14 protein-coding genes are annotated in these 16,201 nt (G+C 51.1%); 3 read left to right on the top strand and 11 right to left on the bottom strand.

Translation table 11 applies throughout. The features are described 5' to 3' along the window. The first annotated feature begins 51 nt into the window (after nt 1-51). On the top strand, nt 52-597 hold the full coding sequence (locus tag C7434_RS05835; protein WP_033741644.1) for a GNAT family N-acetyltransferase: 546 nt from the start codon (nt 52-54) through the stop codon (nt 595-597). A gap of 228 nt (nt 598-825) precedes the next feature. Here the strand turns inward: C7434_RS05835 and C7434_RS05830 are convergent, their stop codons facing one another. The 4 genes from C7434_RS05830 to C7434_RS05815 form a co-directional block, all read right to left on the bottom strand. Further along, complete coding sequence (locus C7434_RS05830; protein ID WP_033741642.1) at nt 826-1,152, bottom strand: NIPSNAP family protein; 327 nt, start codon at nt 1,150-1,152, stop codon at nt 826-828. 379 nt (nt 1,153-1,531) lie between these two features. Continuing rightward, on the bottom strand, nt 1,532-2,635 hold the full coding sequence (locus C7434_RS05825) for a M20 peptidase aminoacylase family protein (RefSeq protein WP_033741640.1): 1,104 nt from the start codon (nt 2,633-2,635) through the stop codon (nt 1,532-1,534). Nucleotides 2,636-2,652: 17 nt separating this feature from the next. Beyond that, nucleotides 2,653-3,120, bottom strand: coding sequence for a YjiG family protein (locus tag C7434_RS05820; protein WP_033741638.1), 468 nt, complete (start codon nt 3,118-3,120; stop codon nt 2,653-2,655). Continuing rightward, a complete protein-coding gene (locus C7434_RS05815) occupies nt 3,113-3,796 on the bottom strand; it encodes a nucleoside recognition domain-containing protein (protein ID WP_033741636.1) in 684 nt (227 codons plus the stop codon). The genes C7434_RS05820 and C7434_RS05815 overlap by 8 nt, the downstream gene beginning before the upstream one ends. A gap of 376 nt (nt 3,797-4,172) precedes the next feature. On the opposite strand from C7434_RS05815, the gene C7434_RS05810 reads away from it, so the two are divergent. Further along, nucleotides 4,173-5,069 carry a LysR family transcriptional regulator gene (locus C7434_RS05810; protein WP_033742190.1) on the top strand — a complete coding sequence of 299 codons (897 nt, stop codon included), beginning with the start codon at nt 4,173-4,175 and terminating at the stop codon, nt 5,067-5,069. Between the two features lie 207 nt (nt 5,070-5,276). Here C7434_RS05810 and C7434_RS05805 read toward each other — a convergent pair whose 3' ends face one another. From C7434_RS05805 to C7434_RS05775, 7 genes are all read right to left on the bottom strand, one after another. Continuing rightward, nucleotides 5,277-6,167, bottom strand: coding sequence for a sugar phosphate isomerase/epimerase (locus C7434_RS05805; protein WP_058701914.1), 891 nt, complete (start codon nt 6,165-6,167; stop codon nt 5,277-5,279). A gap of 115 nt (nt 6,168-6,282) precedes the next feature. Then, on the bottom strand, nt 6,283-7,452 hold the full coding sequence (locus tag C7434_RS05800; protein WP_033741635.1) for a Gfo/Idh/MocA family oxidoreductase: 1,170 nt from the start codon (nt 7,450-7,452) through the stop codon (nt 6,283-6,285). A gap of 11 nt (nt 7,453-7,463) precedes the next feature. Beyond that, entirely contained in the window at nt 7,464-8,387 is a 924-nt protein-coding gene (locus tag C7434_RS05795; protein WP_033741634.1) for a TIM barrel protein, read from the bottom strand. A 213-nt stretch (nt 8,388-8,600) separates the two neighbouring features. Next, nucleotides 8,601-9,623 (bottom strand): LacI family DNA-binding transcriptional regulator, encoded by a 1,023-nt coding sequence (locus tag C7434_RS05790; protein ID WP_133745232.1) that lies wholly within the window; start codon nt 9,621-9,623, stop codon nt 8,601-8,603. 392 nt (nt 9,624-10,015) lie between these two features. Further along, nucleotides 10,016-10,279, bottom strand: coding sequence for a hypothetical protein (locus tag C7434_RS05785; protein ID WP_133745231.1), 264 nt, complete (start codon nt 10,277-10,279; stop codon nt 10,016-10,018). Between the two features lie 254 nt (nt 10,280-10,533). Beyond that, nucleotides 10,534-11,559, bottom strand: a complete 1,026-nt coding sequence (locus tag C7434_RS05780; RefSeq protein ID WP_243835875.1) for a substrate-binding domain-containing protein — start codon at nt 11,557-11,559, stop codon at nt 10,534-10,536. After that, nucleotides 11,556-13,175 carry a methyl-accepting chemotaxis protein gene (locus C7434_RS05775; RefSeq protein ID WP_050504980.1) on the bottom strand — a complete coding sequence of 540 codons (1,620 nt, stop codon included), beginning with the start codon at nt 13,173-13,175 and terminating at the stop codon, nt 11,556-11,558. The genes C7434_RS05780 and C7434_RS05775 overlap by 4 nt, the downstream gene beginning before the upstream one ends. Before the next feature lie 1,163 nt (nt 13,176-14,338). Here C7434_RS05775 and C7434_RS05770 point away from each other — a divergent pair. Next, a complete protein-coding gene (locus C7434_RS05770) occupies nt 14,339-15,922 on the top strand; it encodes a methyl-accepting chemotaxis protein (RefSeq protein WP_033742183.1) in 1,584 nt (527 codons plus the stop codon). The last annotated feature ends 279 nt before the right edge of the window (nt 15,923-16,201 follow it).

The following is a 16,201-nucleotide window of genomic DNA, read 5'->3' as shown; positions in this document are numbered from 1 at the left end:
AAAAGGCTATTAATAGTGAGCGTGGATAACGACATAACAGTGAGGTTTATAATGTTTCTGCAGTCAGCACGTTTGTTGCTCAGAGCTATGCGCCCTTCCGACGACAAGGATCTGTTCCGTATTTATGGCGATCCTGCGACCAACACGTTTAACCCGGCGGGCCCGTATCCGAGCCTGGCGTTCGCGCAGCAGAAGCTGGCCGAGAGGCTGGCCGCTTTTGAACGGTACGGGTTTGAAAGCTGGGCGATATCGACGCGAGATGCGCCCGATACGCTGATTGGCTTTGGTGGGTTGAGCGTACGTAAGTTTGCCGGTGAGTTGACCAATAATCTCGGCTATCGCTTTGACACCCAGGCATGGGGTAAAGGTTATGCTACTGAGCTGTCACGTTTTGCCCTGGATTACGGCTTCAACAAGCTGGGGCTGGCGTCCGTGACCGCCTCGGTACGACGTCATCATCAGGCGTCAATTCACGTGCTGGAGAAAAGCGGGTTGCGCTACATCAAAGAGATTTATGACGTCGAAAATGCCCCGCCAAGCCTGTGTTATGCGATGACGCGTGAGCAGTGGCAGGCCTCAGCGGAACGTAAATATTAGCAGGGTGAGCTGCTAATTAACCTGTGCGCAGACGAATGAGAACGCACCAGGATGTGTACTTATCGTAACGGTGATCGCCAGGTGAACTTGCGTAATAAATATGATGAAGCAGGTCTGGGAAGATAATGATATGAGTAAGCCAACGCTGACAGTAGTACCTGATAAATGTCTGCCACTTAATTACAATTTTAAGAAATGGCAAAGAAGCTCACGGCTGGGCGAAATATGTCAGTTTCTCAAAGCATTTATTGCTGTCTCAGAGAGCATCAATACAGATTTGACACAGGTCTGAATACGTTCAATGATGGCTTCTCGTGGGCCACGCTTCCATTCATCGCTCAGGTAAAACGCGGCCTGAGAGGCTTCCATATGCGCCATATTATCGAAAGCCCGGATGAGGTAGTAAGCATCGACATCATGTGCAGAGTTGCCAAAAGCAATGATGTCGATTCCCGCTTCACGATGTAAAGGCGCGCTTTTCTCGACCATGATTTTATGAAAGTCTCGTCCAGTGCCTGGTTTCAGGCCGTACTGTAATAATTCGACTGCACGCATGCACCTCTTCCTCCTGATTTATATTTGTGCTTACCATACCATCCCGCACACAAAGCGAAATCAATAAACTTCACTTCTGATGGGTTATTCATTAAGTCTCGCCATAAATATGATGTAACAGAGGCTTCAGCATTCATACCGTATACGCCCAGACGAGTTCCTTGATAACAGGGTTTGCTGACGGTCTGCGCGCATGTCAGCGATATGGCGCGCCATACGTTGTTAAAGCCAGGGGAAACAGTCCCCGCGCCGAACATAGTCGACGCCGGAGGTTTGTCCCTTTATCCCGTGCAGATCGCTGCTACACGTTGAGGGGATCATTTGCGATTCCGACGTCGACGTACGGCGAGCGCGGCACGTCGCTGTTGCTGACTGATAATCAGCCAAGCACATCCTGCACGCAGGCTTTAAACACTTTCACCCCAAGCGCCAGCGCGTCACGGTCAAAATGCATCTCCGGATGATGCAGACCGGGCGTCAGGTTAGCCCCCAGTCCCCAGAAGCCGCCTTTAATCTGTGGACGAAGACGCAGATAGTGAAAGAAGTCTTCACTGCCGGGTGTCGACTTCGGCGCAGTGAGGCCGGTTTCGCCAAATACGCTGCGAATACCGCGTGCGATCACGTCTGTGGCCTCGTCATGGATAATGGCGGCGGGCATCTCTTTCAGAATGCGGATCTCTGCGCGTGCGCCATAGGCGGCGGCGCTGCTCTCAATCGCGCGTACCACCTGTGGTTTGAGGGTAGCCATCGCTTCGTTCTCTGCCGCACGCAGATCCCAGCACACCTGCGCTTTATCAGGGATCGAGTTAGTCACGCCCGCATCACAGAGAAACCGCGTCGCTTTTGCGCTCCATGTCAGCGACGGAGCAAGATGAATGCCGTTCACCGCCTGCACCGCGTGCGCAGCGGCATCCAGCGCATTGACGCCCAAATGTGGCCGCGCGGCGTGCGCCGCTTTGCCGTGGAACATCACTTCCACGGTAGCGGACGCTGAGTAGTACATCGCCGGCACGGCCTGGCCCATCGGGCACTCCTCCAGCGGGCGCAGGTGGAAGCCGAGCAACATGTCGACATCATCAAGCACGCCGCCTTCGGTCAGGGCAATCGCCCCGGTGCCCAGCTCTTCCGCAGGCTGGAAGATGAATTTTAACCGGCCCTTTTTCACCAATCCTTCAGCCATCACCTCCTGGGCGGTGGTCAGTACGACGGTGGAGTGGCCATCGTGCCCACAGGTGTGACGCGCCACATGTTGGCCGTCAATGATATGGCCCAGCGCATCCATATCGGCGCGCAGCGCTAACGTCGGGCCAGGCTTACCGCTGTCCAGGACGGCGACAATACCGGTGGTGTTATTTACCTGGCGAGTGACCCGGTAGCCCGCCGCCTCCAGTACGCCCGCGATATAGGCGGAGGTTTTAAACTCTTCGAACCCCAGTTCCGGGATTTGGTGCAGGTAATTAAAGTGCTCAAGTGTACGCGACACGTCTTACTCCTTAGTGCTCAGGCAATAACGCGCATAATCAGCATGGCGATTACGGCATTGAGAATGCTGACCGCCATCAGTAACGGCCAGTACTTCTTCGGCACATCGGCCACGCCCAGCAGGCGCCCCATGTACTGGAGTTGCGAGCCCATCAAAAAGATGGCGGGCGCGAGAATGGTAATCTGGGCCATATCAAGCTGGCCTTTACTCAGCAGGCTGACGGCAACGCCGGTGCCCGCAGAGGAAGAGAGCCAGGCGGTTAACAGTACGGTGATCGCCTCGCCCGGCAGGCCAAAAAGCCCCATCAGCGGGGCGCAAATGTGCCCAATAATCTGCATCACGCCCAGCAAATTAAGCATTTCTGCGATGACATAGGCCATTAATACATTTGGCATCAGATTATTAATGGCGATATTAAACCCTTTGCGCGCACCAATAACGAAAATATCAAACGGATTACCGGAGACTTTTGCCTGATTATTCATTGTCGAAATCTCGCTTATAAACAGTATTTAATGCCAGGCGAACCACGGCGGCACCGACGAATTTAAGGACAAACATTAAAATCAGCGGAATAATAATGGGGAGCGTTAATGAAGCGAACATCGCCGAGCCGATAGAGAAATAGTTATTAATCAACCCGGCACCCGAGTATTGCCACGAGCCCATAATCACCACATCTTTACGGGTGATTTTTTTGCTGTCATAGAGCTCTTTGGTTAATGCCGCGCCGGCATCGGTGCTTTGCAGATCGGTAATCAACGCAAGACCGGTATAACCCGGAATCCCGAGCAGTGGTTTTAACAGCGGAGTAAGTAATTTATGTGCCGCGCGGATCGCGCCATAATGAGTGAAGATTTCCAGCAGGCCGAGTGCCAGCATTACCGTGGGCACCAGCGAGAGTGCAAAGAGAAAGCCGGCTTTGGCGCTCAGGCCGCCGCTGCCGATAAAGGTATTGGTTTCCGGCGTTTTCATGGTGCCGAACGCGCCACCTAACGTGGTAAAATCGAATGCACCCAGCCAGGCCATACCGTCAACTTTAAAAAAGAAGCCGGAAAAGACCAGCAGCACAATGATCAGTGAAATCCACGCGCCCGGCCCCACTTTCCACTCCTCTGTCGCTTCTTTATCTGGCTGCTTCAGTGTTTTTGATTCGCTCATATCGTCTCTCTTTACATCTGTAATGGAAAAGTCCTGATACTAAGCAGGATCCATGCCTGAATAGCCCAGCCGTGAAATAAACCTCTTTTATTAAGATTTTTAGTGCAGTAAAACCCCTTCCCAAAAAAACATGAGAACGTCATATCCCTTTTCGGAAAAGTGTTTTTTTCTCTGCCTGCCTAAAGGCGCAGGCAAATAACTTCTCACCGTTTCTGGGCGCACTTTTGGTGCAGTACGATGTTGTTCGCTTTTTTTCTTTTCTGACCAGCGAAAATTAACGGTTAATTTGATTATCACTATTTAAACAGCTTGATAAATAGCCGTGTAGTGATGTTATTGTTGCCTTAAGGTCAACAGTAACGAGGAAATGTGGCAGATGTTCCAGGATAAACAGGTGGGCTATCTGTATGAAGTCGGTAACCAGGGCGGCATTCGCCGCGCGGCAGATATCCTCGGGGTTAATGCGTCGGTCGTCAGCCGTCAAATCGCACAACTTGAGCGTGCGCTACAGCTTCCCTTGCTGGAACGGCGTGGGCGTAACGTGGTGTTGACCGAAGCGGGACGCCTGCTGGCAGAGGACTATTTTGTCAGCCGTATGCGGCGCGAAAAGCTGGAGAGCCAGCTTAAAGATCTGCGCCATATGCGCGGCGGAACGCTTTCGGTGCGCATTGGCGGCGGACTGATCACGGCGTTTATCGAAGGGGTTATGCGCGAATTTGCCCAGTCTTACCCGCAGGTGTTTGTCGATATTGTGGTCGGCAGCATGCAGGAGATGATGAACGATATCGTCAGCGGCGAAGCGGATATGGCGCTGGCGTTTGGTCCGATTGGCACACCGGAACTGAAGCGGCACAGTTTTAAGTGGGGGCCGATTTGTGCCGTCGTCGCGCCGCAGCATCCTGTCGCCAGTCTTGCCAGCATCACCATTGAAGCGTTGACTGCTCACCCGCTTATCGCCCTCACAGAGAACTTTGGCCTGCAGCGGCATATGAACGCGATGTTCAAAAGCCAGGGCCTGCAGTTCCATCCGGCTTACCGGTGTAACCTCTTCTCGACCGCCATGAACCTCAGCCAGGCCGGGCTCGGCGTCTCGTTTATGACGGCCCACGCCGCCGCCGACCCGATTCGCCAGGGCACACTTGTCGCCGTGCCAATCGATCACCCGATTGCCAGTAGCGCTCAGTGTCACCTGTTACGGAACTCCGACAGGCGCTTTACCCCGGCAGCCCATCATATGTGGCGACTTCTGCATAATGCGTTTCGCGACAGATAAAGGCAGAGACAGCCGTAAGGGCTGGATGTCATGCCAAATGCAGAAACAAATGGACAGCGAAGATGGCTGAAGCCAGCGGTGAGCAAGGAGAAGCGATAAACCGTTGGGTCAGACAGTCAGTACTGAGGCAGTAACAGTCAGAGAGGTATCGTTTAAAAGCCCGGCGTGAAGGCGGAAATACCTTCCCCATGTTGCCGGGCAGATGACTCAGCGAGACGGCGTGAGCAATTCCCGTTCTATCCGCTCCCGGGTCTCAACGGCCTGATATTTCATTTTTTCCGGGTAACCGAACAGCGAAGCGGCCACGACAGGTTCGCCACCCACTTTGAACGTCTGCTCTGCAAACTTCATTTCCCGCAGGGTGCGGAACAGCGTCTCAAAATCCACCTCGCCTTCTCCGATGCCAACATGCTGATGAATGGTCGCATCGACACCGGGTGGATTGACAATGTAGCGGCAATGTTTGGTGTGATTCATCGTATCGGCAATGAGAACATGAGAGAGATCGTGCCCCGCATGACGAAGCATCCTCTCTACGTCCCCTTTTCCTTTATCGTAAAAAAAGGTATGCGGGACGCTGTAAACGTATTTAACGTTATCACTCCTGAATGACCTGACCATATTAACGGTTTCGTCGCTTTCTTCGCAGAAGTCCCATGGATGCGCCTGTATTTCTACACGGATGCCTTCACGTTCGAACAGCGGAAGCAGTGTTTCCATCGAGCGGTAAAACATCTCATCGCAGATTTCAGGTTGATTAGGATCGCCCGCCAGTTCGGTATTAATAACCTGAACCCCCATTTCGACGGCGATTTCAACGAGGCGTGTCCAGTTTTTTACCGCCGCCTGTCGGCGCAGTTCATCCGGGCCAGACCAGCGGTAAACACAAATGAAAGAGGAAATTTCAACGCCCGTTTCGCGCAGGGCCTTCTTATACTCCGCAATGATTTCGCGGCTTGCGCGGGGATGCTTATAGAACGGATTAATTTCCGGATGCGGAGACTGCTCGATGTACTTGTAGCCCCATTCCGACACCTGACGGACCATTTTGGTGATACCCAGATCTTTGATTACATCTACGTCGAATGCAATTTTCATTGATGCCACCTTTACGTTATCTCATGCTGCCTGAGTCGGGTTTCAGGCAGAGAAAGTCACTCAATCGCTACGCTCATCCTCAACAGACTGATGCGCTCATCCACTACAGTCGATATCAGCATTCCACCCACGTCGAGCCGGATTCGGCTGAACGGACACAGTTTTCCACCCATTTGACGCCCGCCAGACCCGCATGCACATCGGGATACCAGAAATCTTTCAGGAAGGCGTCGTCACCCCGATCGGTGGCATCCATAGCCAGCGCGAAACGTCTGTAGAGGTTTGACCAGGCCTCGAAAAGACCTTCGGGATGTCCCCCTCCGATACGGTCATCTGCACGCGCGGCCGGGTGAAGATAGTCCATGCCCCTTTCCAGGATGCGTATCGGCTCGCCCTGAATTTCAAACCGGAGCTGGTTCGGCTGTTCATCCCACCACTCGATACTGGCTTTAGCGCCGACGATGCGCACTTTTTGCCCATGCATGGAGCCGCAGTTAACGGCGGAGGCCCACAGACTGCCGACTGCGCCATTCTCATATTCCATCAGGACAAACGCGTTATCTTCGAGGGGAGCGCGGCTTTTAACAAAGCTCTGACGCGAGCACAGCAGTCGCCTGATTTTTAAGCCGGGAGCCATAGTTTCAGCGATGCACAACGGATGGGTTGCCAGGTCCCCCAGCACGTAACTGGGTCCGACAAAGCGCGGGTTAACGCGCCAGCTGGTACTGGCGTTATTTTGTTCAACGGATTCGTTGTGAAAACCGTGTGCAAACTGCATGTTAACAATGCGGATGTCGCCAAGAAGCCCCTCCGCAATCATTTCTCTGGCCTGGAGAATGAGCTGATGACCGGTATAACCATATGTCACGCCGATGATCTTGTTTATCTCCCGGCTCAGTTTCGCCAGATGCTCAGCCTCTTCGACCGTAAAGCACAGCGGCTTCTCACATATCACATGAAGTCCCGCTTCAAGCGCGGCGCAGCAGACAGCAAAATGCGTATTGTTTGGTGTGGCGATGGAGACGGCCTGAATACCGTCCTCGCGTTGTCCTTCTGTAGCAAACAGGGTTTCGTAGTCGGCATAGCACCGGTCTGGTGAAAGGCCCAGTGCCTCACCAAAGGCGCGCCCACGTGCGGCATCGATATCGAACGCGCCGGCGACTAACGTAAAGGTATGATCACGGAGTGCCGATGAGCGGTGAATGTAGCCAATCTGACTGGTTCCGCCACCGCCGACCATGCCCCACCGAAGTGATTTTTCGAGCGGTTTAATGCCGTTAATCATGATTATTCTCCTCAGAAACCGACGGAATGCAGATAATGCAGACTGGCCGTGACATCACGCAGGCTTGTATCCGCATCACGCGGATCTCTTTCCTGTTCAATGGTTATCCAGCCCTTGTAACGACGCTGGCGCAGAAATGCATGAACGTCCGGATAGTGGATGGCACCGCTGCCAAGAGGACACATGACGCCCTGGGCGCAGGCGGTGAAAAAATCCAGCCCTTCTTTAACTGCCCGGCGCCAGACAGCCTCGTTAACATCCTTGAAGTGCAGGTAATCAATCCTGTCCCAGTAACGTTCCAGCGTAGCCACCGGCGCCATGCCAGCGTAATACAGATGGCCGGTATCCAGGCAAAGCCCGGCTACGGTATGGGGAATATCGTGGACCAGCTTTTCCAGTTCATCGGCAAACTCAATGCAGCCACCAGCATGGGGATGAATGACCGGCCTGACACCGTACGCTTTCCAGGCAATCTCACTCAGAATGGTGATATGTCTTATCATCGTCTGCCAGTCACTGGGATTAAGCCGCGGGGCCTTTTCTGACTGACCGGCTGTGGCGGCACGTTCAGGATCACCAAAGTCGATGATGACAAGATAAGGTGGCGATGTCCCCTCATTGACAGCGTCAGCCTGCCGGGTAACGGCGCTCAGGTTGTGGCAGATCTTATGGGTCAGATCGATCATTGCCGGGAAGTTTTCTTCACTGACTAAATCGTCGAAAAGGGTGCCGGCAATAACAGACAGCTGATGTTCCTGAAGTGCAGACGTCAGGGCTTCGGGCTCAACAGGCAAGTATCCCCATGGTCCCAGCTCCAGACTTTTGTATCCGGCGAGCGCGGCCTCTTTTAGCACGCTCTGCCAGGGGGGAAGAAACGGGTTTTTCGGGTCGTCCACTCCCCAGCTACAGGGTGCAGTCGCGATGGAAATGGTCATGGTTTTTCTCCGGATGCGGCAACACAGGTAAGCACTGACATGCAGGCGACAAATGCCTGACTCAGTGCGCGCAGTATTGCGCCGGTTTTTTGATACCAGCAACCCTCCTTCGTGGATTATTTGATAGAGATCATGATTTTTTTAAATCATATTATTGATAGATTTACATCAAACTCAGACAGCACAACCCTCTGCGTGATACGTCGTGAGACGTCAGATATTTTCCCGGGTAACCAGATCGAAGGGAACGGTAACAGAGAGAGGATTGCGGTCGGTTTCCTGATGTCTGCGGATAAAAACAGAGACGATCGTCTCAGCCACAACATCGATACGGTGGCGTATCATCACATCGACATGCCCCGCGATAAGCGCCATTTCATCGCCGATGAACGGGCCATGGCAGAGAATTTTTATATCATGTCGCGCGCTTTCACAGACCGCCTTGATTACGCCCTCTATGCCACCGCACGGCGCATAAATCATGGTCACACTGGGATGGTTTTTGAGCAGTTGGCTGGCAGCCAGATAGCCCCCACTGATGCTTTCCCGCGTCTGTAACGGCTCAAGCACCACCGCATCTTGTCTGTTCTCGCGCAGGTACGAACGAAAACTTATTTCACAGCTTTCCTGGCAGTTGAAACGGTGATCGCCGAGCAGCACATCAATAACACTGTCTTTTTCCATCATGCGCTCAGCAAACCATCCCGCTGTACGCCCTGCTTTCAGATTATCGAGACCGATATAGCCCGCCTGACCACAGGGAGAAAGATCGGAAAACAAAGTGAAAATTTGCACGCCTGATGCGGATAGTTGCTTAATGGTATGCCGTATAAGAGGATGATCGAGCGCAACTACTCCAATGATATCGACGCGTTTTGCCAGAGCTTCAAGAGACGACACAACTTTCTCCACATCATGTATATCAGCCCATACAAACGCCGGCTCTGTCGCCAGTTTTCCGTCCGCATACCGGCGGATTTCCTCTGACAGCACCTGATAAAACGAATAATCACTGGGCAGCAGAATAAACCCGGTGCGCACCGCGCTCTTAACCGCCGTGGCTTCTGGCGTCATCACCTTACGCAGATCTTCCCGGTAACCGAGCGCTTCCGCTGCGCGCAGAACGCGGTCCCGGGTTTCCTGCTTCACTGACGCTCTGTTATTTAGAACACGATCAACGGTAGCCACCCCGACACCCGCAGCTCTGGCTACCGCTGACATGGATATTTTTTTCATTACACAGCCCGATATGATAGATTTCTATCATCTTAAACACAAAAAGTGTGCAGCAGCAAAATACTTCTGCTGCTTTGCGGCGTTTTTTACAGGATGACCATTGGCAGAAAGTGACCGCCGCATGACAGCAGGCAGAGAAAATGTGGATGCAGGTTATTCAGCAGAATGCGTGATTAATTCCAGTATAGGAATGATCGCTTCTGGCGCAACGTGAGCGTTATAGTCATGGTCGGTTCAGTAAACGATGTAAAGCTTTGCCACCGGTTAGCCTGATTTGGCAAACCGTACTGTTTTTAATAAAAAGCAAAGTGCCTACAGTTTTTTAGTCTGCTTAACCTTTCTCTGAAGATATGTATTCCCTCTCCAAAACAAGGGCCAGAAGAACAGATGATTTAATCTGGTTTTTCATCCAGCGACTGGCGGTATATCACACATCCCTCCATAAATTGCGGCCAGTCAGGAACCTGTATCGGTGAATTCTTTTGTTCAGGTAGAAGTGACCACAATTCAGGATGAAACCAGCAGAGGTCGTGTCCCGTAGCGTCACGATGCGCGCGTATGGCTGCCCTCAGTCGCTTTATCTCCTGTAGCAACTGTTCTTCATTCATGTGGTGCAAATCGTGATCAGGGTCAGCCACTTCATTTTCTTCTTTCATTAACGCCCTCCGGAATAATCGTTAATCAGTGATGCCTTAGGTTGTTAAATAGATTTTACTGGTGGTATGGCTTATCGCCACTCACTCCTCTTCCTGAGGCGCAGAAGTAAAAATATACAGAAACAGCCCTTGATGAGGAGTACCTGCTACGTGTCGGTGAAGGTGTGCCAGGGAGTGACGTATACATCGACCTCACGTTAAATCAGGGGGGCCAGACTATACAGCCCCCCTTTTGGCTTGCATAAATGGCTACATTATTTAGCACCAAAGCATGCATTCATGCCATCCGTAACGGTTCCCCCGGGCACCCCCTGAACCGGCCTGGCCGCTATCAGCAGGCTGCCTGTATTTACGAACCCACTCGCTTTTTTTCCGTGCTTCGCATAGGCAACGGCCGCATCTACTCCCATGGCCGCCATCGTCAGGGGATACTGCTGGGCTGTCGCGGCTATCTCTCCGCGGCCAATACTTTTGATTGCCTCACATCCCCCGTCTATGGAAACCAGTAACACGGCTCTTTCTTTCCCCGCCTCACTGAGTGCCTCATAGGCACCGGCCGCTGCCGGCTCGTTAATGGTGTAAACCAGGTTGATATCAGGATGATCTTTCAGGCAGGTAGCCATCACATCGTGTCCCTGCTGCTTCGCCCCACCGGTGCTGCCAGCGCAGACCACCTCCGGGGAGCCTGAAAGCATGTAAGACTCGCTGTCCGCCGCTTTAAGCCCCAGACCGTTCATAAATCCATTGTGACGTCTTGCCCCGACCAGATTACCCGGAGACAAATCCAGCATGGCAATCTTCATTGACTGCCCGGGGAATCTGACGGGCATGACGGCCCTGGCATACTTACCGATGGCCTCTCCGGCCTGGTAATTATCCGTGCCAAAAAGCGCGTCAACCGCGCTGGCCGGGTCCGTTGGCGAATCCAGAGCAATGACCTGTACCCCTCTGGCTCGCGCTTCCTCAATGGCAGGCACAACGGCTTTGGCATCACTGGGGGTAATCAGTAGTGTGGTAGCACCGGCTGCGACCATGGACTGAATAGCAGTAATCTGCGAAGCCACATCCCCGTCTGATTTACCGGATGCAGTAAGTAACCTGATGTTATGAACGGTTGCTCCCAGTTGCGCACCGGCCTTCATTTTTTCAAAGTAAGGGTTGGCGTCCGTTTTTGTGATGAGACCCACCGTAACGGGTGTCGTCGCTGCTGCAGCGTACCCGGTAAAGCCTGTCTGCAACGCCAGAACTGTGACAACTAAATAAAGGCGAAGGCTGTTCACGGGAGACTCCTTGACAGATGCGTTGTAGCAGCCACGTCCGGGACTGTATGTGAGATGTCAAAAGCAGCAATTTCCTGCAGCATTAACCGGGCCTGCTGCTCAAGATTTGCTGCAGCCGCGCTGCTTTCTTCAACCAGCGCGGCATTCTGCTGGGTGGTCTGGTCCATTTGTGTTACAGCTTTATTTATCTGCTCAATGCCGGCATGCTGTTCGCGCGAAGCAATGGTAATTTCCGCCATCAGCGTTTTGACGCTGTTTACGGCGCTCACAATTTCCGACATGGTTTCACCTGCATCACTGACCAGACCCGACCCCGTATCGACACGCTGTACAGATTCGTCGATAAGCGTTTTAATCTCTTTCGCGGCCAGGGCGCTGCGCTGCGCAAGGTTACGAACTTCACCGGCCACCACCGCAAATCCACGCCCCTGCTCCCCTGCCCGCGCCGCTTCAACCGCCGCGTTCAGCGCAAGAATGTTGGTCTGAAAAGCGATACCTTCAATAACACTGATAATCTGCGAGATATGCCCTGAGCTACTGGAGATATCCTGCATAGTGGAGACGACGCGTGCCACGACATCGCCGCCGCGTTGTGCTGTGTGAGCGGCCCCTGAAACCTTTTCATTGCCTTCCTGAGCGCTCGCAGCGTTATTTTTTACCGTGGCCGTCAGTTGTTCCATGCTGGCCGAGGTTTGCTCCAGTGCGGATGCCTGTGCTTCAGTACGGCGACTGAGGTCCTCATTGCCCTGATGAATTTCTTCCGCTGCCTTGAGAATATTGTCGGCAGAATGGGCTACCTGACTGATCAGTTGCGCCAGGTTTTTCTGCATCAGCCCCAGCGCGGCCAGAACACTGCCCTGCGGTGCCTGCGAGGCATTAGGTACAGGATTAAGATCGCCTTCCGCAATCCGCTGAACAAGATGTTTCAATGTCCCCGGCTCTTCACCCAGGGCGCGCAAAAGTGTCCGGATGATTATTCCGCCCAACAGTACTGACAGAACCAGCGAAACAAGAGTGACAGAGATGAAGACGAGCCGGGTAGACAGGTAGGTTTTCTGCGCAACTTCCACCCGGTTTTCTGACTGTTGTTTGCTGTAGTCCAGATAGTCATTCGCAGCGCTGATGAGTCGCTGCAAACCTGGCCTGAGTTCACGGTTAAGCCGGTCTATGGCTTCAGCTTTCTTTTCCTCGAGCGCCAGTGAAACAATATGGTCAGCCACGGGACGATAAGTTTTCTCAGCATCAACGATAGCCTGAACGAAATGTCTGTCGCGCTCCGTTATATCCGCCTGTGAATTAACAGCACGGGTCAGTTTTTCCGTCGCCGCCGTCATGCTGGCTTCCGCCCGACTGACCTGTTCCCTGCCCGCTAAAATGTCAGCGGGCTCACTGACAAGAACAAGACCGTAAATATCAAGAGAATTGGTTTTAATATCCCCGAGTATGGTATTCACCAGGCTTTCCCTGGCCGAAACCTGCTCAACGTGGTTTCGGAATGTATCATTTGCGTTCATCAAAGCCCTGACAGAAAGGCAGGCGATAAGAAGAACCATAATGACGAGTGATGCAAAACCCAGCGTAAGCTGCATACGTACCGACGCCCGACTGAATTTCATGAGTATGTTTCCCGTGCTTTAATTAATTAAATGAAGAGGATGTTCAACGGAAGGCGGAACGTATCTGTCGTCTGAAACGCGCCTGTGCCCTGTCAAGAACGCGCTCAGACCTACTCACAGATATCGGCTGATTATCAGGGAGCCTTTACAAGGCACACCGGCTAAAGCTTTCAAATGTTGCATGGATCACAAAACAACAGTGTGTGGCTAAAGAAATGATGAGACGTGGCAAACACCGTAAAAATGTAATAAAAACCTGACGTGAGATAACTTGATGTAAACAAAGGGATTTAAACAATTACTGGTAGGTATAAAATTAATTAATGCGATCTTTATTACTTTTTTATGGCAGCTTTGAGAACTCAGAGATTTCCATGCTGAGTGTGGACACGGAAAATGGATGGCGTTTTAAATCTTTTAATCAGGCAGTGAGTGAATCGGCATACTGAGGATAAATCTCACATTGACATAACGTGTGTGACGCATTTCTGCGGCAATTAAAAGACGATTTCATCCGTAACCAGCTTACTTCGGCAACAGGAAAACTACCAGACCAGCCTGCTTGACAGGGCAGAATTTATTATTATCGATGACGGCTCTCCGCTCCGTTACGATATTCCTGAACTCTGTCTGGATTTTCGCTGTGGTGGCGCTGACTGAATCCCAGATCAGCCCGCCGCCCATAATCTTTTTCCCGGACATCTTAAATAAGCTTCCTGCCATCACTATACGATGAATAGTTTAGAATATGAGAAACACAGTGTTTTTATGCTGAGCTAGCGGAATCCGGTCGCGGCATTAAAATAAATGCTGAAATTTCATTACACCCCCTTTTAACTCATCATTACCACTTTAAGGGAAAACGCCTCTAAAAATAAGCATCAAATGAAATAATGAATTTGCTTGCTTATTATTGCATCTTAATTCTTTTGTTATGGAAAAATGGTTTTGCAGAAAACAAAACCGTAAGGACATAATCTTGCTCAACTGAGCAGTAAGTAGGCATTACTTTCTTTTTCATGAAAAATAAGCAACATTAAAAATCAAAGTGATTTTAAAATCATAAAGATAATCAAGAAAACAAGATTCCCCCTCATGATTTACACGCTAATGTTACCGGTAAAGCTGCCGATAACCCTTTTAGTGTATAAGAGGAGATAAAAATGTCCGTTATCAGAAAAGCCAGGCTTTCTAATTTATTACTTATCAGCGCAGTGTTTATCGTCATCATTCAATTGATGGTTGGGTTGATATTTCTCCATTACTTACGCTCTGACAGGGATAACTTCAGAAATGCTGAAGTTGTGAGTAAAAAAGTCCATCTTATCGCTGACGTATGGACGCAGTTAAACGAGGTGCGGGCGGACACTAACCGGATTGCCCTGTGGTTAATCAAAGAGGGAACGGAAAGCGAAAAAGTAAACTTCTTCATTAATCACGGAGAAAAAACGCTCAGTAAAGCCAGGGATGACTTCAACAGCTATCAGCAACTTGCCGATATTAAGGGAATGCCTGAAGACATACAGAAAGCGTTAAAGGAAAGCTATCAGGCCTACTCATCCCTTTTGCAGCAGTCGCTGAAAAATGGCTATAAGAAGGACGTAAACCTTATGTTCTCATTAAATGCCGGCCCTTATAAGGAGAAAATGCAAAACGATTATGACAAATGGCGAAACAAGCTGGCAGATATCAGTGCTGATATTTCCTCAAAAAGTAGCGAAACTTATAATAATGTAACCGTGTTTTTCTACGGCACGATAATTTTTAATATCATTTTCATCCTCGGACTCATCGGTGTTTTTAAAAATGTGCTCATTAAGCCTCTTTCACAGGTTTATGCGCAACTGGAACGCATTGAGTCAGGCGACCTCACCAGCGCGGTGATGACAGGATTCCATCGTAAAACTGAAATAGGGGCATTGTTCGCGAAACTCAGCGAGATGCAGTCGGGACTGATCAGGGTGATTTCCGAGATTAAAGAGGGAGCACAGAATATTGTTAAAGGTATCAGTGAGGTCAGTGCCGGCAACAGCGAACTTTCAGCCCGCACTGAGCAGCAGGCAGCCTCAATCGTTCAGACAGCGTCCAGTATGGAAGAAATTACTGTGGCTGTAAAAAACAATGCGCAAAACTCCGCTGCGGTATCTGAACTGATTGACCATACCAGAGACAAGTCTGAACAGGGTAAATCTGTAGTCTTATCCCTTTCAGACCTGTTAAAAAACATGCAGGAAAAATCATCACAAATCAGCGATATCACAGGCATCATTGAGAGTATTGCCTTTCAGACCAATATCCTGGCACTAAATGCTGCCGTTGAAGCTGCCAGGGCGGGCGAACACGGAAAAGGCTTCGCAGTCGTTGCGGCAGAAGTCAGGAACCTTGCCCAAAAAAGCTCATCATCGGCGAAGGAGATCAGTAATCTTATTTCTGATTCAGTAACGGAAATTCAGGATGGTGCCAGACTGTCTGATGTCGCTCATGATTCGATTACAGGGATATATGAATCTGTACTTGAAATACATGATGTCATGAACAGCATCAGAACGGCTTCGGACGAGCAAAGTAAGGGGCTTGAGCAGATTAATATTGCTGTTTCTGAACTCGACACTGTCACACAGAAAAACTCCGCCCTGGCTGAAGAGACCTCATCGGTGGTTGCTGTCGTTGAGGATGAGACTATAAACCTTAATCGTGTAGTGGATTCGTTTAAGGTAGCCGAAAAAGAACTTTCGGTCACATCATAGGGCCAGTGCTGACTATGGTTACCGCCGAATAATACCGCCCTGTCTCGGATTAAAGCGGTGCAGCCAGTTCTGAGTCAATTCTCAGACCTGAAGCGACACCGCCGCCGTATCGCTGTTGTTAAAACCATGAAACGCGCCCGGCCAGAGGTGCAGCTTAGCGGTCACTCCGACGCGGATACACAGACTGGTCGGGATTATCATCCAGAAACGGGTCAAGGCGGGCCAGTGCCAGTTCAGACGGACGTAAAGCGGGTCAGATCTTTTTCGCAAGCAGGAGCG

Origin of the sequence: Pantoea sp. PNA 14-12 (genome assembly GCF_004364735.1) — a bacterium.
Lineage (GTDB): Bacteria > Pseudomonadota > Gammaproteobacteria > Enterobacterales > Enterobacteriaceae > Pantoea > Pantoea stewartii.
The sequence above is the reverse complement of the archived record's forward strand: the minus strand, read 5'-3'. Positions and strand labels throughout refer to the sequence as shown.

Coding starts and splice junctions, on each gene's coding strand:
- C7434_RS05820 (WP_033741638.1), bottom strand. CDS start 3,120: ATGAATAATCAGGCAAAAGTCTCCGGTAATCCGTTTGATATTTTCGTT.
- C7434_RS05830 (WP_033741642.1), bottom strand. CDS start 1,152: ATGCGTGCAGTCGAATTATTACAGTACGGCCTGAAACCAGGCACTGGA.
- C7434_RS05775 (WP_050504980.1), bottom strand. CDS start 13,175: ATGAAATTCAGTCGGGCGTCGGTACGTATGCAGCTTACGCTGGGTTTT.
- C7434_RS05810 (WP_033742190.1), top strand. CDS start 4,173: ATGTTCCAGGATAAACAGGTGGGCTATCTGTATGAAGTCGGTAACCAG.
- C7434_RS05770 (WP_033742183.1), top strand. CDS start 14,339: ATGTCCGTTATCAGAAAAGCCAGGCTTTCTAATTTATTACTTATCAGC.
- C7434_RS05785 (WP_133745231.1), bottom strand. CDS start 10,279: ATGAAAGAAGAAAATGAAGTGGCTGACCCTGATCACGATTTGCACCAC.
- C7434_RS05805 (WP_058701914.1), bottom strand. CDS start 6,167: ATGAAAATTGCATTCGACGTAGATGTAATCAAAGATCTGGGTATCACC.
- C7434_RS05790 (WP_133745232.1), bottom strand. CDS start 9,623: ATGAAAAAAATATCCATGTCAGCGGTAGCCAGAGCTGCGGGTGTCGGG.
- C7434_RS05815 (WP_033741636.1), bottom strand. CDS start 3,796: ATGAGCGAATCAAAAACACTGAAGCAGCCAGATAAAGAAGCGACAGAG.
- C7434_RS05835 (WP_033741644.1), top strand. CDS start 52: ATGTTTCTGCAGTCAGCACGTTTGTTGCTCAGAGCTATGCGCCCTTCC.
- C7434_RS05795 (WP_033741634.1), bottom strand. CDS start 8,387: ATGACCATTTCCATCGCGACTGCACCCTGTAGCTGGGGAGTGGACGAC.
- C7434_RS05800 (WP_033741635.1), bottom strand. CDS start 7,452: ATGATTAACGGCATTAAACCGCTCGAAAAATCACTTCGGTGGGGCATG.